This window comes from Massilia oculi (assembly GCF_003143515.1).
GTDB lineage: Bacteria > Pseudomonadota > Gammaproteobacteria > Burkholderiales > Burkholderiaceae_D > Telluria > Telluria oculi.
Window position 1 is genome coordinate 916,202 of sequence record NZ_CP029343.1, and the last position, 20,989, is coordinate 937,190.

A 20,989-nucleotide genomic window follows, 5' to 3' on the forward strand; every position below is an offset into this window, starting at 1 on the left:
AAAAGCCGGCCCGCGATGCGGATCAGCTTTTTCATTCATGGCCGCCGATGTTTCGGCGGCAAGTGATGCTCAGTTCCAGCCACCCGCATTGCTGCGGAAATTCTCCTGAAACGGCATGCCGGCCTCGGCCTGCTTGCGGATGATGGTCCTGGCGCGGCTGCCGGCGGCAGCGACGAGGGCATTGACGATCTTTTTCACGTTCCGACTCCTGAATTGCACCGCCGACAACGACGGCGCCTACGATAACGACTGCTATGCAAGAGTTATATAGGCGACCCGGACGAACTTCCAATTCCGAGTAACAATACCAGACATCAGCTTTGTGAATGTTAATCGAGCTGCCTCTGTAGCCAGCTATAGATCCCGTCGAGCGAACGGAACTCGGAGACCGAGCGGCAGGCGATGTCGGGGTGGCGTGATTGCAACATACGGGCCAGGGCGGCGCCGGGACCCAGTTCGAGCGCAACCGTCACGCCAGCCTCGGCACACGCGTCCATGCATTCGCGCCAGAGGATTGGCTCGGCAATCTGGCGCGGCAGCTCCCGTATTGCCTTCTTCGCATCGGTGACGGGCTCGGCCGAGATGCCGGACAGCACCGGGAAGCCCGGCGCGGCCCAGCGCTGCTTCTCCAGCAGCGCCGCGAACGGCGCGACGGCGTCCTGCAGCAGCGGCGTGTGCGAGGCCACGGCCACCGGCAGCACGGTCGCGCGTCCACCGGCCGCCAGCGCCGCTGACGCCAGCGACTCGCCGTGCCGGGCGGGACCGCCGGCCACCAGCGCATCGTCGCCGGTCACGATCGCCGGATAAAAGCCGAAGCGGGCCAGCAGCGCCTCCACGCTCCCATCCGGCATGCCGGACAGCGCGACCATCGCCTGCGCCTCCCCGCCTTCCAGGCACGCATCCATCATCCGCGCGCGTTCGACGGCCAGCTTCACCGCATCGCCCGGATCGAGCGCGCCGGCGACGCCATAGGCCGACAATTCGCCGATGCTGTAGCCGGCGACCAGCGCAGGTTCCGGCAGCCGGGCGCCCAAGGCGCTCCACATCGCCAGGGTCGCCGCGACGATGGACGGCTGCGCGACGCGGTTGACGAAACCTTCTTCGCTCTCCACCGAAGCGCGCAGCACCGGACCCAGTTGCGGGTCGCCGAACCATTCGTCCAGCAGGCCGCTGGCGCCAGGGTCCATGCGCGCCAGGTCGAACATGCCTGCATGCTGGGCGCCCTGTCCCGGGCACAGGATGGCGAGCCGACCCGCCATGCTAGCCGACCGTCACGGCCTGCAGCAGGCAGGCCGCGCCCAGCAGGTCGGCCGCGCCGCCCGGCGACAGGCGTGCGGCGACAAAGTCCCGGTGACAGGCCCGCGCCCGCGCTTCCCAATCGGGGCTGGCGGTGCCGCCGCGCGCGACGAAGGCGCGCGCCTGGCGCCGCACCGTCGAGGCGCCCTCGGGGCCGCCGCGATGGTAGACGTTGGTGTCGCTGATGCGGGCCATCAGGGCGAACAGCGCATCGATGCGCGCCGCGCGCATGCCGCGGCCAGCGTCCAGGGTGCGGCGCAGCGCCGGCAGGCCGACATGGAAGACCGACGGGAAACCGCGCGCGCCCTCTTCGCGTGCGCCGCTCGCGGCATACGCCGACCGCGCACGGGACCCATTCGAATGCGCCTCCGCGTCGACACTGTGCGCGCCGAGTTCGCGCCCCCAGCCATCGAGGAGCGTCGCATGCACCCTGCCTGCCGTAAGGGCCGCGCCGCTGGCGTGGCAGCGCCCGATCGCTGCGCACAGCATGCCGAGGCAAAAGATCGCGCCGCGGTGGGTGTTGATGCCGGCGGTGGCGCGCAGCATGCGCGCTTCGGCATCGATGCCGAGCCGCTTGAGCGCGTGGAACGGCGCGTCATGCATGCCGGCGTGCGTGATGTCCGAAAAAAAGCGGCGCAGCGCGAACATGCTGCGCAAGAAGGTCGCGGCCGTCATGTCGGCGTGGCTGCCGTTGTCGACCAGCGAGACCAGGCCCGGCTTCGGATACAGGACCAGCTCGGCGTACAGGCTGCGCACGGCCAGGCGCGCAATGCGTTGGCAGAACGCGCGCTCGCCGGGGACGGCCGCCGGACGCGGTGCCGGCATCTTTTGCAGGACAATCAATTCGGGCACGTCTCTTCCTCCAGCTTCGCGATCAGTTCTTCGGGCAGCACCAGCGCGATCCGGTGCAGTCCCTTGGTCAGCACGCGCGCGCCCGGCGCGCTGGCAAAGGCTGCGCGCAACTCCTTCCAGGCCACCGCGCGCCCGTCGGGAAACACCACTTCGCCGTCGAGCGGCAGGATGCCCGCGTGCCAGGCCAGCAGGTCCAGCCCCTTCATCAGCTGGCGCCGGCTGGTGGGCTGCAGCAGCACGTCGATGTCGGAGTGCGGCGTCAGGTAGTACTGGCCGGTCAGCGCCGCCAGCGCCACCGAACCATACACCGCCAGGCCGACGCTGGCCTGCGCGGCCTGGCTTTCGAGCAGGGCCAGGCTGTCGCGCCACTGCTCCGGCACCGCGTCCAGGGCCGCGACCAGCGGCAAGGCCCGCGTGCGGCGGCCTATATCGGACAGCTCGACCCGGCAGCCGAACTTCAGCTTGCCGCCCTCCTCCGGCCGCGGCGGCAACGGAAAGCCGATCGCCACCTCGTTCGCCGCCATCCCGGCCTCGGCGCGCCGCACCACCGCCGGCCAGCCGTTGTCGCGCCAGCGGTCGAGCGCGGCCAGCGCCGCCTCGGGGGCGGAGGCGCGCGCGCGCTGCCAGCCGCGGCGCGTCAGCCACACCAGGTCATGCCGCGCGAACATGGCCGCCGCTCCGGACCGCTTCGGCGACCGGCTGCGCCAGCAGGCGCCCGCCGCGCTCCAGGCCCAGCGCCATGCGCCGGTCTTCATCGGTGGCGTCGCGCAGCGCGCGCACCAGCTGCCCGGCGAGATCGTCTTCCCAGATGCCGTGCAGGCCGCCCATGCGCAGATAGTTTTCGGGGCCAGGCGCGAACACCGGATTGTCCCTGGCCAGCTCGGTCAGGCGTTCCTCGGGCACCTTGGTGATGCGCGCCATCGCCGGCAGGCCCATCACGAGGATCGTCGACTGCGGCAGCGCATAGCAGGCGCTCGCGATCAGGCCGCTGGTGATGAAACCACCCGACAGCGCCTGGTCGTACACCAGGCCGATCACGGTATGGCCCTGGCGGCGCGCCAGGTCGACGCACTTGCCCAGGTGGGCCATATAGCTGTTGATGCCCAACATCTCGTCGCGGTGGCGCAGGCGCTGGCCCTGCGTGTCGACCAGGATCAGGATCGGTCGTCCCGGATGCTCCTGCACGGTCCTGAGGATGGCTTGCGCCTGGGCCAGCGCGATCTCGATGCCGATCGGCGTGTGGCCGGTGGTGCCGATCACGGCGACCGGCTGGCCATCGACTTGCGCCGTGCCCGATAAAAAGTTATCGCGTTCGACGATGTCGTGACCGCCGGGGAAAAGCTGGGTCGTGAGTAGTTGCCAATCCATCGTCAATCTCCCGTTGTGGCGCGGTATTGCGCCGCCATGTCGAGGAAGGCGTCGGCTTCGAGCATCGGCACCCTGGCCGGCTCCGGGACGCCCAGTTTCTTCCATACGTCCATCGGTTCGGCCAGGCCCGCGCTGTCGTCCAGGCGCCGCGCCAGCATGGCCTGCTCGGCAAGCAAACCTTCGAGCGTCAGGCGCACTTCGCCGCCACGCAGGTCGGCGATGGCATCGATGGCGGCCTTGCGGAAAGCGTCCGACTCGTCCGCCACCAGCACTTGGCAATCGCCCAGCAGGTAGCGGTGCTTGCCGCCCGTGGTGCGCCATACCAGCGCGCGGTCGCGCGAATCGAATTCCTCCACGCCATTCGCGGTCTCGATCACCTCGGGGCCGGACATGGCCAGCCGCCCTTCCTCGGACATGATGACGGTGTTGGCGCAGCGCGCCGCGATGCCCATGCCGCCGAAGCAGCCATTGGCGCCGCCCACCACCGCCACCACCGGGATGCCGGCCGCGCGCACATCCAGCATGGCGCGCATCACTTCCGACACCGCGATCAGGCCGGCATTGGCTTCGTGCAGGCGCACGCCGCCCGATTCCAGCAGCAGCAGCACCGCGTGCGCCTGCTCGTCGATCGCGCGGCGCAGCATGCCCACCAGCTTGGCGCCATGGACCTCGCCCACCGCGCCGCCCATGAAGCCGCCCTCTTGCGCGGCGCCGAACACCAGCTTGCCATCGAGCTTGCCGCGGCCGACGACGACGCCGTCGTCGAACGACACCGGCGCGTCGAGCTGGGCCAGGTGCGGGCTCGCCACCCGTTCGCTCGGCGGCAGGAATTCCTCGAAGCTGCCGGCGTCGAACATCGCCGGGATGCGCTGGCGCGCCGTCAATTCCTGGTAACTGCTCATGGCACGTCCTTTGAAAATGCGCCAGTCAGCGATTCCACCGCCTGGTCCAGCCGCAGGCTGACCACGGCCGGCGTGGCCCCCATGTCGTTGATGCTGATGCGCGCGTCGGCGAGACTCCAGCGCTCGTGAAAATCGGCCATCACTGCCTGCCAGGTGGCGCCGAAGCCGACCGCCGCGGTGCGCACCTCGATCTCGCACGCGCCCTGCAAGGGCGACGGCTCGATCAATACCTCGAGATTGCCCGAGCCGACCACGCCCACCAGCTGCGGCATGCCGGCCAGCGAGCGCCTGCCCTGCTCGAAACGGTATTTCAACGTTTCCATGTTTGTTTCCTCACCAGTTCCTGAAGCGCTTCGGCGGATCGTACAGGCCGCCGGACGCGCGCACCAGGCCCTTCATGTTCTTGGCGGCCAGCAGGTCGCGGGTCGCCATGCGTTTGTCGATGCCAAGGTCTTCGGGACGCTGGACGATGCCGCGGTCGCGCAGGTTCTCGACCATGCGCTTGTCGCGCCCCATCCCGACCGGCGTGTAGCCGGCCACGCCGCGGATCGCCTGCTCGCGCTCTTCCTCGGTGCGGCACAGCAGCAGGTTGGCGATGCCCTCCTCGGTCAGGATATGGGTCACGTCGTCGCCGTAGATCATCACCGGCGGGATCGCCATGTTCGCCTGCTCGGCCAGCTGCCAGGCATCGAGTTTCTCGACGAAAGCCGGCGCCATATGCTCGCGGAAGGTCTCGACCATCTGCACCACCAGCTTCTGCCCGCGCGGGATCACGTTGCGGCCGGCGCGCGCCTGTTCGCCGGCCTTGAGCCAGGCCTTGCTCGGGTGACGCCGGCCACGCGCGTCGGCGCCCATGTTCGGCGCGCCGCCAAAACCTGCGATGCGGCCCAGTGTCGCGGTCGACGAATTGCCCTGCAAGTCGATCTGCAGGGTCGAGCCGATGAACATGTCGCAGGCGTAGTGGCCGGCCGCCTGGGAGAAGGCGCGGTTGCTGCGCATCGAGCCGTCCGGGCCGACGAAGAACACGTCCGGCCGCGCACTGATGTATTTTTCCATGCCCAGTTCGGAGCCGAAGGAATGCACCGATTCCACGAAGCCGGCTTCGATCGCCGGAATCAGTGCCGGGTGCGGGTTCAGCGCCCAGTGACGGGCGATCTTCCCTTTCAGGCCGAGGCTGGCCGCATAGGTCGGCAGCAGCAGCTCGATGGCGGCGGTGTCGAAGCCGATGCCGTGGTTCAGGCGTTCGATCTCGTACTCGGCATAGATGCCCTTGATCGCCATCATCGCCATCAGGACCTGGATCTCGGAGATCTGGGCCGGATCGCGCGTGAACAGCGGCTCGATGTAGTACGGAGTCGGCGACTGCACCACGTAGCCGACCCAGTCGCCCGGGATGTCGACCCGCGGCAGCTTGTCGACGATCCGGTTGACCTGGGCGATCACGATGCCGCTCTTGAAGGCGGTCGCTTCGGCGATGGCCGGCGTGTCCTCGGTGTTCGGGCCGGTGTACAGGTTGCCCTCGCGGTCGGCCATCTCGGCCGCCACCAGCGCCACGCGCGGCGTGAGGTCGATGAAATAGCGCGCGAACAGCTCCAGGTAGGTGTGGATCGCGCCGATATTGAGCTTGCCGGCCTGCGCCAGCTTGGCCAGGCGGCCGGCCTGTGGGCCGGAGAACGAGAAGTCGAGCCTGGAGGCGATCCCCTTGTCGAACACGTCCAGGTGTTCGGGCAATGACAGCACCGACAGCAGCATATGCAAGTCATGCACGCGGCCGGTGTCGACCTTTGTCAGCGCCTTGCCCAGGAAATCGGCCTGCTTCTGGTTGTTGCCCTCCAGGCAGACCCGGTCGCCCGGTTCCAGCACGGCGTTGAGCAGGTCGACGATGTGCGCGGCCTGGACGACCTTGCCGTCCAGCGCCCCGCCGAGCGCCGCCTGGACTCTTGCCAGGCGATCGCCTCGGTTGCGTTGCTGGGTGGTCCAGCGAAGGTCAGCCTGCGATTCACTTTGATTCATGTTGATTTCCTGTCAGCGCAACTTCAGAACACCACGAACAGCACCCACAGCACGAGCGGCGCCACCAGGGTGACGATGCCGCCATAGATCATCAGCTGCCGCAGGAAGACGTCGCGGTCGATGTGCTGGGCGCTGGCCAGCACCAGCGCGCCATTGGTCGAGAACGGGCTGACGTCGACGATGGTGGATGCCACCGCCATCGCAGCGATGAAGCCGATCGGGTCGACGCCGGTGCCCGAGGCCAGGAACGGCACCGCCAGCGGGATCAGCGAACCGAGCACCGCGGTCGAGGAGGCGAAGGCCGAGACGATCGCGCCGACGAACAGCAGCAGCAAGGCGACAGTCAGCGGCGAGGCCAGGCTGGCGGCGCTGTCGCCGACCCAGGTGATGGTGCCCATCTTCTGCATCACGCCGACATAGGTACTGACGCCGACGATCAGCATGATCTCCGGCCACGACACCTGGCCGATGGCGCGCTTCTGCACCTGCGGCGACAGGATCGAGATGAGCAAGCCGATGGTGATGGCGACGAAGCCGATGTCGAGCTTGTACAGCAGGGTCAGCACGGCCAGCGCGATGAGGCCGACCACGGTGAACATCTGGTGGAAGGTCGGGCCTTCGTTCAGGTCGACGGCGCCATGGCCGGCGGCGCTGCCCGAGCCGGTCGCTCCGACGGCGCCGACGGCCGCGCTCGAGCGCTCCTTGGTCAGGCGCTCTTCGCTGGCCGATTCGTTCTCGGCGTCGCCGTAGATCTGCGGCCCCTGGGCCGCAACCGCCACCGGCGGGCCGAACGGCGAGACCGGGAGGCCCTTGCCCGAGCGCTCGGCCATCGGCACCTGCTGGCGCATCAGCTTGGCGCCGCCGAACACGAAGAACAGCAGCACCGACACCGCCAGGTTCACGCCCAGGCTGGTGAAGGCGGTGGTCAGGGGCGAGATCGGCAGCCCCGCTTCCATCACCACCTTGTTGGTGATGCCCCCGTAGATGCTGATCGGCGAGAAGCCGCCACCCTGGGCGCCGTGGATCACCAGCAGGCCCATCATGAGGGGATTGATCTTGTACTTGGCCGCGAAACCGAGCGCGATCGGCGCGATGATCGCCACCGCCGCCGGGCTGACGGCGCCTACCGAGGTGAGCAAAGCGGTGATCGCGAACATGACCCAGGGGATGGCCGCGATGCGCCCGCCGACGGCCCGTACCGCCAGCCGCACCAGCCAGTCGATGGTGCCGTTGTTCTGGGCCTGGGCGAACAGGAAGGTGATGCCGACCAGGGTCAGGAACAGTTCGGCCGGGTAGCCGGACATGATGGTCTTGGTTTCCATGCCGGCGATCAGGGTGCCGACGAGGAAGGCGCCGACGAAGGCGAGGACGCCCATATTGATGGGCATGGCGGTGGCGACGATGAACATCAGCGCCAGCACGCAGATTGCAATGACATGAGAGGACACGGCGAGGCTCCTTCGAGGTGCGGCGCCGGCTCCAACCGGTGTAGCCGCGGGTGGTACGTCTCCAATGCATGCTCCGTGCCGTGCGCCGCCCTCGGAAGCTGCGGCGGGCCGGACCATGCTCTTTTTTATGCTGTTCGTGACGCCAAGTTAACCGCGATTGGCGTGGAGATCAATTACGCTCGGTCGGCAACGTTTACTGTCAGCGAAACTGTCGACCTGGAAGCCGGCCCGGATGCTGCGCCGCGGTATCAGGCGTCGCGGTATCAGGCGGTCCTGTGCTTGAGCATGCGGCACACGGCCGCCAGCGCCAGCAGATTGGGGTCGCGTTCCCGTACCCGTAAAAAGCTCAGGCCGATGGTCTGCTGCATGTGGTAGTCGGCTTTCAGGGGAATCAGCTGCACCTTGTCGCCGAAGGCATTGCGCACCCGGCCCGGCAGCAAGGTGTAGCCGATGCCGGCCGCCACCAGGTTCATCAACGAGAAGATGTCGCCCACGCGGGTGACGATGGCCGGCGCATAGCCGGCGATGCGGAAGGCTTCCTGGAAGCCCGCGAGGGTCACGAAGCCATCCTTCAGGCAGACGAACTTCTCGGCCGCGCAGGCGCGCAGGTCGACTTCCTTCATCTTCGAGTAGGGCGAACCGGCCGGCGCGGCGAAGAACACGTCGTCCTCGAACAGCGGGATCGATTCGATCTCGGGGTCGGGATCGGGCATCCCCATCAGCGCCGCGTCGATCGCGTTCTGCTTGAGTTTATGCAGCAGCTCGGCGTTCGAACCCAGCACCAGCTCGGTCTCGATTTCCTGCTTGCGCAGCTTGATGCCGATGATGACCTCGGGAATCGCCCCGGTGGTCAGCGAATACAAGGAGCCGATCCTGAGATGGTCGGCCGAATAGCCGGCCGCCGAGCGCGTGGCGGCGATCCCGTCCGCCATCAGCTTGACCACTTCGCGACTGACCTCGGCCAGCACCTGGGCCGCGTCGTTCGGGATCAGGTTGCGGCCCTGCAGGCTGAACAGCTGGCAGCTCATGCCCTCCTCGAGCGAATGCAGCGCGCGGTGCACGCTCACCGCGCTGATGTCGAGCATGCGCGCGGCGGCGTTCAGGTTGCCGCCTTCCATATAGGCCAGCAGGATCTCGAGTTTGCGGAAGGTGATGTCGTCGCTGATCTGGCTGCGCATGGGGCCCTTGTGAAGGTGAACCTTGAATGTGAACCGTGCGAGGATACCTTGCTCTTCAATCCGGCGCCAATGCAGGCTGCATGCCTTCCTGGACGAACAGGCTTGGCGAGCTGTCGGCATACTCGCGCAGCACGTCCCACACGACCTTCACCCGGCGCAGGCGATACAGGTCGGTCGGCGCCGTCAGCCAGAACGAGCGCTCGGCCGAAAAGCCCGGCAGCACCGGCACCAGCCGGCCGTCGTCCGGCACCGCATAGGGAGGCGCCATCATGAGGCCCATGCCCAGCGACGCCGCCTCGATCTGCGCCGTCATGCCCGAGCAGCACATGCGCCGGCGCGGCGTGAACCCCAGCTCGTTCAGGTACGACAGCTCACGGCTGGCCAGGCGGTCCTGCACGTAGTCGACGAAGTCGTGGCGCGCCAGGTCGGCCTGGGTGCGGATGGCCGGATGGCGCGCCAGGTAGGCGGGCGACGCATACAGGTAGAAGCGGAACGAGGCCAGGCGCGTGACCACGTAGCGGCCGGTGGTGGGCGGATCGAGCATCACGCCGAGATCGGCCTCGCGGTTGGCCAGGTTGGCGAAGCGGGGCAGCGCCAGCAAATCGATCTGCAGGTCCGGGTGCTGGTCGAGCAGGCCGACCAGCAGCGGCGCCACGACCTTCACGCCGAACACTTCCGGCACCCCGAGGCGCACCACGCCATGGGCCGCCACTTCCGCCCCGCCGATCTGCTCGGCCGCCGCCAGCGCCGCCCCTTCCATCGCCTCGGCGTGCGGCAGCAGCGCCAGGCCGACCTCGGTCAGCTCGTAACCCTCGCGCGAGCGGTCGAACAGGGTCGCGCCGAGCTGGGTCTCGAGCCGGTCGATGCGGCGCGCGACGGTCGTGTGCTCGACGTCGAGGCGGCGCGAGGCGCCCGACAGGGTGCCGGCACGGGCCAGCTCGAGAAAAAACCGTAAGTCCGTCCACTCCGGCAGCGTATTCATGAGATCGCTTGTCAGATATCAAGATGACACATTGTGCACTCGTGCACATTCCTTCTGCAAGCAATTTACCGACGATGTCTGCAGTGCCACAGAAATGGTGCGATGCGGCATCTGTCCCTAGGAAAGCTCACAACGAAGGCCTGCGAGCGGACTGTGCATTCATGCACAACGGGGTGGGCGATTGTTGACTATTCAACCAAACCCGACCTTGGCACACTGATTGGCATGCGCTCGATCGCACGCATGCTCGATTGCATGCCATACCAAAAAATGAGGAGACTAGAATGCGTCTGACCAGGAAGAAGATGAAGCTGCTGAACCAGTCCGCCGCCGCCCTGCTGGTGCTGTCCGGCGGATCGGTGGGCACGGTCCAGGCCCAGGATGCCGGCGCCGCGCCAGTGGCTTCTGCCGAGGAAAACGTCTCGAAAGTGGTCGTCACCGCGCGCCGGCGCGAAGAGACCCTGCAGGACGTCCCGGTCTCGGTCACCGCGTTCAGCGCCGACCAGCTGTCCAAGCAGGCCGTGCCCGACGTGACCGCCCTAGCCCTGGCGCTGCCGAACACCACCCTCAAGGCCTCGCGCGCCACCAACACCACGCTCACCGCCTTCATCCGCGGCGTCGGCCAGGCCGACCCGCTGGCCGGCTTCGAATCCGGCGTCGGCATCTATATCGACGACATCTACCTGGCCCGCCCGCAGGCCGCGGTGGCCGACATCTACGACGTCGAGCGCATCGAGGTGCTGCGCGGCCCGCAGGGAACACTGTACGGCCGCAACACCATCGGCGGCGCCGTCAAGTACGTCACCCGCAAACTCGGCCCGCAGCGCGACGTGCGCGTGCGCGCCACGGTCGGCGAGTACGGCCAGAAAGAAGCCGTGGTCACCGCCAGCACCCCGCTGACCGACACCGCCCGCGTGGGCGCCACCTTCGCCCGCTTCAAGCGCGACGGCTTCGGCGACAACCTGTTCACCGGCAAGGGCAACTACGACAAGGACGTCACCGCCGGCCGCGTCTCGGCCGAGTTCACGCCCAACCAGGACCTGTTCATCCGGCTGGCCGGCGACTTCACGCAGGACGACTCCAATCCCAAGAACGGCCATCGCCTGATCGTCGGCCGCACCAGCGGGGCGCCGATCCTGCCGGACGTGTTCGACACCCGCGCCAACCTGACCAAATCGCTGGGGCACGACCAGGAAGTGCGCGCCTACGGCGGCTCGGCCACCATCGAATACATGATCAATGGCGAATGGAGCGTCAAGTCGATCACGGCGGCGCGCCGCGACAAATCGTATGCGCCGATCGACTTCGACGCCCTGCCCGTGGTCGACATGGAAGTGCCGGCGCTGTACACCAACCGCCAGTTCAGCCAGGAGCTGCAGGTCAGCTACAACGGCCCGCGCCTGCAGGGCGTGGCCGGCGTCTACTACATGGACGCCAACGCCTTCAACGAGTTCGACACCATCCTGGCCGGCGCGGTGCCGACGTCCACCTACACCATGGGCGACATCGATACCAAGGCCTGGGCCGCCTACTTCGACGGCAGCTACAACCTCACCGACACCCTGAGCCTGTCGCTGGGCGGCCGCTACACGGTCGACAAGCGCGAAGCCGACGTGCTGCGTCAGATCTATTTCGGCCTGGCCGGCTCGCCGAACATGGGCAATCCGGCCGCGCTCCTGTTCCGCACCGACACCGACCTGCGTAACGGCCTGCTGGAACGCGAAGACAAGAAGTTCACCCCGCGCGTGGCCGTCAACTGGAAGATGAACCCCGCCCATAACGTCTACGCCTCGTATTCCGAAGGCTTCAAGGGCGGCGGCTTCGATCCTCGCCTGAACGTGGTCGGCACCCGCATTCCGCTCGACGTCGCGCGCGCCGGCTATGCGCCCGAGACCATCGAGACCTATGAGCTGGGCCTCAAGTCGGCCCTCAACGGCGGGCGCATCACCACCAACGCCGCCCTGTTCTACAGCGACTACCAGGACGTGCAGATCCCCGGCTCGATCGCGGTCGACACCAACGGCGACGGCCGCGACGACAGCTTCGCCGGCGTGACGACCAATGCCGGCAAGGCCGAGATCAAGGGCGCCGAGCTGGAAGCGATCGCCAACATCACGCCCAATTTCATGATCGCGGGCATGTATAGCTACATCGACGCCAAGTACAAGGAGTACATCGTGGCGGGCGTGAACGTGGCCGGCCAGCGCATCTTCCAGAACACGCCCAAGAACTCGGCCAACCTGCGCGCCAACTACGATATTGCGCTGCCGATCATGGGCCACAACGGCCGCATCTCGCTGATCGGCAGCTGGTCGTACAAGGGCGCCACCGCCCAGTTCGAGACGCCGTCGATCCTCGACCAGGAGTCGTACCGGATCTGGGACGCGTCGATCGTCTGGACCCGCGCCGATGGCAAGGTGCGCGCCGGCCTGCACGGCAAGAACCTGGGCGACGAGCACTACAAGACCGCCGGCTACCTGTTCCCGACCCTGGGCAACGAAGGCACGGTCACCGCCTTCTACGGCAACCCGCGCACGGTGTCGGCGACCCTGGAGTTGCGCTTCTGACGAAGGAACAGGCACGGGCGTGAACGCCCGTGCCACGAACCACCTGAAGGATCCATCGAGCGTGTCAATCTTCTCCCCCATACGCTACACCAGCAGCGACGGCCTCGCCCTCTACGCACGCGACTACCACGGCGCAGGCGGCCCGGCCCGCCTGCCCGTGATCTGCATCCACGGCCTCACGCGCAACTCGCTCGACTTCGACGAACTGGCCCCGCAGCTGGCAGCCCTGGGGCGCCGCGTGCTGGCGGTCGACGTGCGCGGCCGCGGCCACTCGGCGCGCGACCCGAATCCGGCCAACTACACGCCGCTGGTGTACGCCGCCGACGTGGTGGCCCTGATGCATGCGCTGGGCATCGCGCGCGCCGTCTTCATCGGCACCTCGATGGGCGGCCTGATCACGATGACCCTGGCCGCCCAGCGCCTCGACCTGGTGGCCGGCGCGGTGTTGAACGACATCGGCCCGGTGCTGTCCCCGCGCGGACTCGAACGGATCGCCGGCTACGTCGGCAAGCCGGCCACCTTCGCCAGCTGGGACGAGGCGACTTGCTACGTGCGCGACATCAATGCCTGCGCCTTCCCCGCCAATCCGGACACGGAATGGAACAAGTGGGCCCAGCGCGCCTTCGAGCAACGCGACGACGGCCTGTTGTGCGCCCGCTACGATCCCGGTATCGCCCACAGCCTGCAAAACGGTAGACTTCCTCCAACCTCGCTGGCCTTGCGCATGGCCTTCCGGCGCCTGACGCGGCATCGCCCCACGCTGATGATCCGCGGCGAATTGTCCGACCTGGTCGAGCTCGAGCAGGCGGCCTGGATGCGCAAGGCGGCCCCCAGCCTGGCCTATGCCGAAGTGCCGAACGTCGGCCATGCGCCGATGCTCACCGAACCGGAAGCCTTCGAGGCGATCAGCGCTTTCCTGGCGCGGGTTCCCTGATAATTACAAGGAGACACACAATGCAACACCTGATCAAGCCCCTCGCACTGTCCCTGGCCTTCGCCTTCGCCGCCGGCGCCGCTCCCGGCGCCCTGGCCCAGGGGAAGGACTTCAAGGTCGCCCTCATCGCCGGCAAGACCGGCATCATGGAATCCTATGCGCGCGAGACCGAGGCCGGCTTCATGCTCGGCCTCGAATACCTGACCAATGGCACCATGGCCATCAACGGCCGCAAGATCAGGGTGATCGTCAAGGACGACCAGAGCAAACCGGATCTTGGACGCACCTTGCTGGCGGAGGCCTATGGCGATGACCGGGTCGACATCGCCGTCGGCACGACGTCGTCCGGCTCGGCGCTGGCGATGCTGCCGGTCGCCAAGGAGTACAGCAAAGTCCTGATCATCGAGCCGGCGGTGGCCGACGCCATCACCGGCGACAAGTGGAACAAGTACATCTTCCGCACCGCGCGCAGCTCGATGCAGGATGCATTGGCCGCCGCCAGCACGCTCAAGGGCGGCAGCATCGGCTTCCTGACCCAGGACTACGCCTTCGGGCGCGACGCGATCAAGGCCGGCAAGGAGGCGCTGGCCGCCACCGGCAGCGCGGCCAAGGTGGTCCACGAAGAATACGCGCCGCTGGCCACGACCGACTTCACCGCCTCCTCGCAGCGGCTGTTCGACGCATTGAAGGACAAGCCGCAGCCGCGCATCCTGCAGATCGTCTGGGCCGGCCCGAACCCGATGAACAAGATCGCCGACCTCAAGCCGGAACGTCATGGCATCGTGCTTTCCCCCGGCGGCAACATCCTGCCGGTGATGAAGACCTGGAAGAACTTCGCCGGCACCGAAGGCACGATCTACTACTATTACAGCTTCCCGAAGAACAAGATGAACGACTGGTTCGTGGCGGAGCACACCAAACGCTTCAAGGCCCCGCCCGACATGTTCACCGCCGGCGGCATGGCGGCGGCGGGCGCGGTGGTGGCGGCGCTCTCCAGGGTCCCGGACGGCAATGGCGACAAGATGGTGGCGGCGATGGAGGGCATGAGCTTCGAGACTCCGAAAGGATTGATGACGTTCCGCAAGGAAGACCACCAGGCGATCCAGCCGATGTACCACTTCCGCATCAAGAAGGACCAGAAGAACGAATGGGACTTGCTGGAACTGGTGCGCGAAATCCCGGCCAGCGAGCTGCCGCTGCCGGTGAAGAACAAGCGCTGACATGACGGCGCTCCCCTCTGCTACAGATGCGCGCCGGCCGGCGCTGTCGACCCGCGACCTGACCGTCCGCTTCGGCGGCCACGTCGCGGTGAACGCGGTGACGGCGGATTTCTACCCCGGCACCCTGACCGTGATCGTCGGGCCCAACGGCGCCGGCAAGACCACGTATTTCAACCTGGTCTCTGGCCAGCTGGCGGCGACGGGCGGCAAGGTCGCGCTGCACGGCCGCGACGTCACGCGCGACGGCGCCGCGCGCCGCACCCGCTTGGGGCTGGGCCGCGCCTTCCAGCTGACGAACCTGTTCCCGCACCTGACCGTGGCGGAGAACGTGCGCCTGGCGGTGCAGAGCCGCGCCGGCATGGGCCTGAACTTCTTCTCGATCTGGTCGAGCCACAAGGAGCTGGTCGCGCGCGCCGAACACTACCTGGAGCGCGTCGCCTTGATCAGCCGGCGCGACATGTTCGTGGGCGCGCTGTCGCACGGCGACCAGCGCAAGCTCGAAGTGGCGATCCTGCTGGCGCTCGAGCCCTCCGTGATGATGTTCGACGAACCCACGGCCGGCATGAGCGTGGACGAGGTGCCCGTGGTGCTCGACCTCATCCGCCAGGTGAAGCACGAACGCGACAAGACCGTGCTGCTGGTCGAGCACAAGATGGACGTGGTGCGCCAGCTGGCCGACCGCATCGTCGTGCTGCACAACGGCGCGCTGGTGGCGGACGGCGATCCGCGCGAAGTGATGCAATCGAAGATCGTACAGGAAGCCTATCTTGGAACACCCGAACCCGAACATGCTCACGCCTGATCCGGCCCACCAGACGGAACGTGATGCGCCGCTGCTGCGGCTGGCGGGCGTGCACACCCACATCGGCCAGTACCACATCCTGCAAGGCGTCGACCTGGCCGTGCGGCGCGGCGAACTGGCCGTCCTGCTGGGCCGCAACGGCGCCGGCAAGACCACCACCCTGCGCACCATCATGGGCTGTTGGCGTGCCAGCGCCGGCAGCATCCACTTCGACGGCCGCGACATCACGACAATGGCCACGCCCGACATCGCCCGCGCCGGCATCGCCTACGTGCCCGAGAACATGGCGGTATTCTCGGAACTGACCGTGCGCGAAAACATGGTGCTTGCCGCCCGCAACGGCCCGCTGGACGCGGCCCGCGTGGACTGGATCTGCGGCTTCTTCCCGGCCCTGCGCAAGTTCTGGCACTACCCGGCCGGGAACCTGTCGGGCGGCCAGAAGCAGATGGTGGCGATCGCGCGCGCCATCGTCGAACCGAAGAAGCTGCTGCTGGTCGACGAGCCGACCAAGGGGCTGGCGCCGAGCATCGTGCAAAGCCTGGTCCGTGCCTTTCGCGAACTCAAGGAGCGCGAAACGACGATCCTGCTGGTCGAGCAGAACTTCAACTTCGTGCGCTCGCTGGGCGACAGCGTCAGCGTGATGGACGACGGCCGCGTGGCCCATGCGGGCAAGATGGCGGCGCTGGCCGGCGACGCCGCGCTGCAGCAGCGCCTGCTCGGACTGTCGCTCGACTCCCACCAATAGGATACGACATGAGTGCAATCCTCCCCACTTCCAAAACCGATGCGCAGGCCGCTGCTCACGCAGATTCGCCGCTGCCGGCGGCCAGGCGCGACATCGCGCCGCTGCTGCTGGTGCCGGCCCTGATGCTGGCCATGTTGCCGCTGGTCGGCAGCTTCCCCACCTGGCTCACCCTCACCGTCGCCGGCCTGGCGATGGGCATGATGATCTTCATCATGGCCAGCGGCCTGACGCTCGTGTTCGGCCTGATGAGCGTGCTGAACTTCGGCCATGGCGCCTTCGTCGCCGTTGGCGCGTTTTCCGCCACGCTGGTGCTGCTGCCCATGCGCGGCTGGCTCGAGATGGACTCCCTGCTGATCAACCTGGGCGTGCTGGCCCTGGCCGTCACGCTGGCGATGGTCGTCACGGGCCTCCTGGGCTGGGCCTTCGAGCGCATCATCGTCAAGCCGGTCTATGGCCAGCACCTCAAGCAGATCCTGATCACGATGGGCGGCATGATCGTTGCCGAACAGCTGATCCACGTGATCTGGGGCGCCGAGACGATCGCCCTGCCGCTGCCGACCGCGCTGCGCGGCGCGATCCTGCTGGGCGACGCGGCGGTGGAGAAGTATCGCCTGGTCGCCGTCGTGGTCGGACTCATGGTGTTCATCGCCATGTTCCTGGTGCTGGGTCGCACCAAGGTCGGCCTGCTGGTGCGAGCCGGCGTGGAGAACGGCGAGATGGTCGAGGCGCTCGGCTACCGCATCCGGCGCCTGTTCGTGGCGGTGTTCGCGGCCGGATCGAGCCTGGCCGGGCTGGGCGGCGTGATGTGGGGCCTGTACAAGGAAACGCTCACCGCCGCGATGGGCAGCGAGATCATGGTGATGATCTTCATCGTCATCATCATCGGCGGCCTGGGTTCGGTGGGCGGCTGCTTCATCGGCGCGCTCCTGATGGCGCTGGTGGCCAACTACGCCGGCTTCCTTGCGCCGAAGATCGCCCTGGTGTCGAGCATCATCCTGATGATCTCGGTCCTGTTGTGGCGCCCGGCCGGCCTGTATTCGACGTCGAGGAACTGAAGTCATGTTCAATTTCATGCTGCACCGACTTCTCTCCGGCGACCTGCCGCGCAGCCGCATCCTCACCGCGCTGCTGCTCGTGATCGTGCTGGGACTGCTGCTCGCGCCTTTCCTGTTCTCCGGCGCGCGCCCGCTCAACACGGCGGCCACGATCTGCGTCTACATCGTGCTGGTGGCGTCCTACGACCTGCTGCTGGGATATACCGGCATCGTCTCGTTTGCCCACACCATGTTCTACGGCATCGGCGCCTATGGCGTCGGCCTGGCCCTGGCCCGCGTCGACGAACCCACCTGGAGCGTCATGGTGACTGGCCTGGTCCTGGCGCTGCTGCTGGCGCTGGCCCTGGCGCTGGTGGTCGGCCTGTTCGCGCTGCGCGTGCGCGCCATCTTCTACGCCATGATCACGCTGGCGGTTGCCTCTTCTTTTGCCGTGCTGGCGTCGCAGCTGTCCGACCTCACCGGCGGCGAGGATGGCGTGACCTTCAGCGTGCCGGAGCTGCTGTCGCCCGGCTACCTGCTGTTCGAGAACGAGGTCTTCGGCCGCTACGTCGACGGCAAGGTGATCACCTATTACCTGGTGTTCGCCGGCTGCCTGCTGCTGTTTTTGTTCCTGCTGCGGCTGGTGAACTCGCCGTTCGGCCGCGTGCTGCAGGCGATCCGCGAGAACGAGTTCCGCGCCGAGGCGCTCGGCTACCGCACCATGGTCTACCGCATCTGGGCCAACTGCCTGGCCGCGCTGGTGGCGGCGCTGGCCGGCGCCCTGATGGCGCTGTGGCTGCGCTACGTGGGGCCCAAGACCTCGCTCGGCTTCGAAGTGATGACCGACATCCTGCTGATCGTCGTCATCGGCGGCATGGGCACCATGTATGGCGCGGTGATCGGCGCCACCCTGTTCATCCTTGCCCAGAACTACCTGAAGGAACTGATGGCGCACGGCGCGGCCGCGCTGGAGGGCGTGCCGCTGCTGGCCGCGGCCCTGCATCCCGACCGCTGGCTGCTGTGGCTGGGCGTGCTGTTCATCCTGTCGATCTACTTCTTCCCGATCGGGATCGTCGGCAAGCTGCGCGTGCGGGCCTGGCTGGCGCGGCGCCACGCGACCGCCGCCTGACGCCGCCCGCTTTTCTTGCAATCCGTCTCCCGCCTGTTCCGGCGCGCCGCATCCAAGATGCGGCGCGCCGCGTATCTTCATGCTGAACGAATGAACGGGCAGCAGACATCATGCAAAGGAAAATCTTGATCGTGGGCGGCGGCATCGCCGGCCTGTCGCTGGGCCTTGCCCTCGAACAGCGCGGCATCGCAACCGACGTCGTGGAACGCCTTGCCGCGCCATCGCCGTCCGGCACCGGACTCTACCTCCCCGGCAACGCCACGCGCGCCATCGCCAGCCTGGGCCTGCTCGACCGGGTACGCGCCAACGCCGTGGCCGTGCGCAGCCAAAAGATACTGGACCATCGCGGCTGGGAACTGACCGAGACCCGCACCAGCGACGTCTGGGCTCGCTGCGGCCCCTGCCTGTCGCTGCCGCATGCGCGGCTGCACGCCATCCTGGGCGCCGCCTTGGGCGAATCCCGGGTGCGCCACGACGTGTCGGTCGAGGCCATCGACCAGTCCGGGGGACGCTGCGAGGTCGTCTTCACCGACGGCAGGTCGGCCACTTATGACCTGGTGGTGGGCGCCGACGGCATCCATTCGGGCGTGCGCCGGATCGTGCGGCCCGACGTCAATCCGCAGTATGGCCGCCAGGTCTGCTGGCGCTTTATTACCCAGAACATCGCCGGCGTGGAGGGCTGGACCGCCATGCTGGGCAACGGCTGCACGCTGCTCGCGATTCCCGTCAGCGCCACCGGGGTCTATGTGTACGCCGACCTGACCTTGCCGCCGGGGGCGGATCCCGAGCCCTACCGCCACGCCTGCCTGCCGGAACTGTTCCAGAAATTCGCCGCGCCCGTCTCCCTGCTGCTCGAGCGCGGACACCAGGACGAGGCGGCGGTCCACTTCGGCCGTCTCGGCCAGGTGGTCATGGACGACTGGGCGCAGGGACGGGTCGTGTTCATCGGCGACGCCGCCCACGCCGCGTCGCCCAATATGGCGCAGGGCGCGGCGCTGGCGATCGAGGACGAGGTGGTGCTGGCCGACGTCCTCGCCACGGGACAGGATCTCGACCTCGCGCTGGCGTCGTACACGCGGCGGCGGCAGCACCGGATCCGCTGGGTGCAGCGCCAGTGCGCGGCCCGGGACAAGATGCGCTGCCTTCCCGCGTTGGCGCGCGCCACCATCTTCGGCCTGTTCGGCGACAAGCTGTACCGGCGCAGCTATACGCCGCTGCTCGCCCCGCTGTAGACCGGGCGCGTCTTCTCCATTGCGCCCGGCGCCCGTGTGGCGCCGGGTCGCCGTCCTTTCCAGCCCCCCACTTTCCCTGTAGCGATGACGTCGCAGCAAAAACTTGCACGAATACACGCGGTTTCATCGAGTTCCGTCGCCGCGTTTGAGGGACACGATGCGCTCTGCTCGTCACCCTGAATGCATATCAACAACGCCGAGGTTGCGATTTTTATCATGAATGGACCAATGGCCTCGTCGTCAGCCAGCGCGAGGAATTCCATCCTTCTGGCCAGAGCGCACACACCACATGAAACGACTGACATTCCTGATTGCGACAGCGTCAGCCACCACCGCCGCATCCTCGTCCCGGGCCGCAGGGGCCGAGGCCGGGTTGCTCGATGATGGCTTCGGCAACCTGGCCGGCATGCCCGGCTGGAACCACCCCGATCACGGCGTCCCGCCCGGCGCCGGCCTGGCGGCCGAACCAGAAGGACACTTCGTCTTTCGCCAACTGGGCGACCCCGCCACCCTCGGCCAGGTCGGCCTGGAAACCATGCGCAGGGCCGCTGCCGCGGCCGAACCGGCCGGCCTGCTGGTGCTGGCGAGCAGCCTGGGCGTGATTGGCCTGATGCAGCGCCGCGCGCGCCATTGACATCCGGAGAATCCGATGAGTAAATCACTTTCCTCACTGGCTACAATTTTTGCCACAGCGCTGATGGCGCTGTGCGGCTTCGCCGCCGCCGCTCCCCAGGCGCCGGTGGTCGACGGCTTGAACGGCAACGGCCTGGCCCGCTCTGCCCTGAGCGCCGTCAATGCGCTGGCGGTGCGCGGCAATATCGCCGTGGTCGACCGCCGCAGTTGCGACTACGTGGTCAAGGCACGCATGTGCAGGCCGCCGGCGCCCTCGGCATGATCGTCGCCGATAACGCGGAGGGCGAAGTGGCCGGCATGCCGGGCCTCGATGCGAGCATCGCGATTCCCTCGGCCCGCATTACGCGCGCCGACGGACGGGCGCTCAAGCAGGCCCTCCAGAACCGCTCGTCCAAGCGCTCCGGCGTGGTGGCGCGGCTGCAGTCCGATCCGGCGCGGCTGGCCGGCACCGACGGCCGCCGCCGCATGCTGATGTACACGCCGGGCGTCAACGCGCCAGGCTCCTCGGTCTCGCACTTCACTACCGAGGCCACGCGCAACCTGCTGATGGAGCCGTCGAGCAACAGCGACCTGCGCTACGCCGTCATGCCGCCGCGCGATCTGACGCTGCCGCTGCTGCGCGACCTGGGCTGGTAAGCGACGCCGGTCTGGCAA

22 protein-coding genes are annotated in these 20,989 nt (G+C 67.6%); 11 read left to right on the forward strand and 11 right to left on the reverse strand.

Going from position 1 to position 20,989, the window contains the following annotated elements:
- Positions 1-69: 69 nt before the first annotated feature.
- From DIR46_RS27590 to DIR46_RS04320, 11 genes are all read right to left on the reverse strand, one after another.
- On the reverse strand, positions 70-198 hold the full coding sequence (locus DIR46_RS27590; protein ID WP_282433175.1) for a hypothetical protein: 129 nt from the start codon (positions 196-198) through the stop codon (positions 70-72).
- Between the two features lie 131 nt (positions 199-329).
- Positions 330-1,259, reverse strand: coding sequence for an ACP S-malonyltransferase (locus DIR46_RS04275; protein ID WP_109344129.1), 930 nt, complete (start codon positions 1,257-1,259; stop codon positions 330-332).
- Position 1,260: 1 nt separating this feature from the next.
- Positions 1,261-2,121, reverse strand: a complete 861-nt coding sequence (gene mdcB, locus DIR46_RS04280; protein ID WP_109347898.1) for a triphosphoribosyl-dephospho-CoA synthase MdcB — start codon at positions 2,119-2,121, stop codon at positions 1,261-1,263.
- Positions 2,122-2,135: 14 nt separating this feature from the next.
- The gene (gene mdcG / locus DIR46_RS04285; protein ID WP_162819431.1) at positions 2,136-2,816 is read right to left on the reverse strand and encodes a malonate decarboxylase holo-[acyl-carrier-protein] synthase; all 681 of its coding nucleotides are present in this window, start codon (positions 2,814-2,816) and stop codon (positions 2,136-2,138) included.
- On the reverse strand, positions 2,800-3,516 hold the full coding sequence (locus tag DIR46_RS04290; RefSeq protein ID WP_109344131.1) for a biotin-independent malonate decarboxylase subunit gamma: 717 nt from the start codon (positions 3,514-3,516) through the stop codon (positions 2,800-2,802). The genes mdcG and DIR46_RS04290 overlap by 17 nt, the downstream gene beginning before the upstream one ends.
- A gap of 2 nt (positions 3,517-3,518) precedes the next feature.
- On the reverse strand, positions 3,519-4,418 hold the full coding sequence (locus DIR46_RS04295) for a biotin-independent malonate decarboxylase subunit beta (protein WP_109344132.1): 900 nt from the start codon (positions 4,416-4,418) through the stop codon (positions 3,519-3,521).
- A complete protein-coding gene (gene mdcC / locus DIR46_RS04300) occupies positions 4,415-4,741 on the reverse strand; it encodes a malonate decarboxylase acyl carrier protein (RefSeq protein ID WP_109344133.1) in 327 nt (108 codons plus the stop codon). Before mdcC ends, DIR46_RS04295 begins: the two co-directional genes overlap by 4 nt.
- A gap of 10 nt (positions 4,742-4,751) precedes the next feature.
- A complete protein-coding gene (gene mdcA, locus DIR46_RS04305) occupies positions 4,752-6,431 on the reverse strand; it encodes a malonate decarboxylase subunit alpha (RefSeq protein ID WP_109344134.1) in 1,680 nt (559 codons plus the stop codon).
- A gap of 23 nt (positions 6,432-6,454) precedes the next feature.
- Positions 6,455-7,879 carry an SLC13 family permease gene (locus tag DIR46_RS04310; protein ID WP_109344135.1) on the reverse strand — a complete coding sequence of 475 codons (1,425 nt, stop codon included), beginning with the start codon at positions 7,877-7,879 and terminating at the stop codon, positions 6,455-6,457.
- 263 nt (positions 7,880-8,142) lie between these two features.
- Positions 8,143-9,057 carry a LysR family transcriptional regulator gene (locus tag DIR46_RS04315; protein ID WP_109344136.1) on the reverse strand — a complete coding sequence of 305 codons (915 nt, stop codon included), beginning with the start codon at positions 9,055-9,057 and terminating at the stop codon, positions 8,143-8,145.
- Between the two features lie 55 nt (positions 9,058-9,112).
- Positions 9,113-10,039 carry a LysR family transcriptional regulator gene (locus DIR46_RS04320; protein WP_109344137.1) on the reverse strand — a complete coding sequence of 309 codons (927 nt, stop codon included), beginning with the start codon at positions 10,037-10,039 and terminating at the stop codon, positions 9,113-9,115.
- Positions 10,040-10,323: 284 nt separating this feature from the next.
- Between DIR46_RS04320 and DIR46_RS04325 the strand changes: the two genes are divergently transcribed.
- The 11 genes from DIR46_RS04325 (at position 10,324) to DIR46_RS04375 (ending at position 20,971) form a co-directional block, all read left to right on the forward strand.
- Positions 10,324-12,606: a TonB-dependent receptor gene (locus tag DIR46_RS04325; RefSeq protein ID WP_109344138.1), complete on the forward strand. Its 2,283-nt coding sequence runs from the start codon at positions 10,324-10,326 to the stop codon at positions 12,604-12,606.
- Between the two features lie 19 nt (positions 12,607-12,625).
- On the forward strand, positions 12,626-13,540 hold the full coding sequence (locus tag DIR46_RS04330; RefSeq protein WP_229446493.1) for an alpha/beta fold hydrolase: 915 nt from the start codon (positions 12,626-12,628) through the stop codon (positions 13,538-13,540).
- A gap of 20 nt (positions 13,541-13,560) precedes the next feature.
- Positions 13,561-14,760: a substrate-binding domain-containing protein gene (locus DIR46_RS04335; protein ID WP_205289074.1), complete on the forward strand. Its 1,200-nt coding sequence runs from the start codon at positions 13,561-13,563 to the stop codon at positions 14,758-14,760.
- Between the two features lies 1 nt (position 14,761).
- Positions 14,762-15,562 (forward strand): ABC transporter ATP-binding protein, encoded by an 801-nt coding sequence (locus DIR46_RS04340; protein ID WP_109344139.1) that lies wholly within the window; start codon positions 14,762-14,764, stop codon positions 15,560-15,562.
- Positions 15,549-16,307: an ABC transporter ATP-binding protein gene (locus DIR46_RS04345; protein ID WP_109344140.1), complete on the forward strand. Its 759-nt coding sequence runs from the start codon at positions 15,549-15,551 to the stop codon at positions 16,305-16,307. Before DIR46_RS04340 ends, DIR46_RS04345 begins: the two co-directional genes overlap by 14 nt.
- An 8-nt stretch (positions 16,308-16,315) precedes the next feature.
- The gene (locus DIR46_RS04350; RefSeq protein WP_109344141.1) at positions 16,316-17,362 is read left to right on the forward strand and encodes a branched-chain amino acid ABC transporter permease; all 1,047 of its coding nucleotides are present in this window, start codon (positions 16,316-16,318) and stop codon (positions 17,360-17,362) included.
- A 16-nt stretch (positions 17,363-17,378) separates the two neighbouring features.
- The gene (locus DIR46_RS04355) at positions 17,379-18,470 is read left to right on the forward strand and encodes a branched-chain amino acid ABC transporter permease (RefSeq protein ID WP_109347901.1); all 1,092 of its coding nucleotides are present in this window, start codon (positions 17,379-17,381) and stop codon (positions 18,468-18,470) included.
- A 110-nt stretch (positions 18,471-18,580) separates the two neighbouring features.
- Positions 18,581-19,702 (forward strand): FAD-dependent monooxygenase, encoded by a 1,122-nt coding sequence (locus DIR46_RS04360; protein ID WP_205289075.1) that lies wholly within the window; start codon positions 18,581-18,583, stop codon positions 19,700-19,702.
- Between the two features lie 289 nt (positions 19,703-19,991).
- Positions 19,992-20,336: a hypothetical protein gene (locus DIR46_RS04365; protein WP_162819432.1), complete on the forward strand. Its 345-nt coding sequence runs from the start codon at positions 19,992-19,994 to the stop codon at positions 20,334-20,336.
- A gap of 15 nt (positions 20,337-20,351) precedes the next feature.
- Complete coding sequence (locus DIR46_RS04370) at positions 20,352-20,597, forward strand: hypothetical protein (RefSeq protein WP_162819433.1); 246 nt, start codon at positions 20,352-20,354, stop codon at positions 20,595-20,597.
- Positions 20,594-20,971 (forward strand): hypothetical protein, encoded by a 378-nt coding sequence (locus DIR46_RS04375; protein ID WP_229446494.1) that lies wholly within the window; start codon positions 20,594-20,596, stop codon positions 20,969-20,971. The genes DIR46_RS04370 and DIR46_RS04375 overlap by 4 nt, the downstream gene beginning before the upstream one ends.
- Positions 20,972-20,989: the final 18 nt, after the last annotated feature.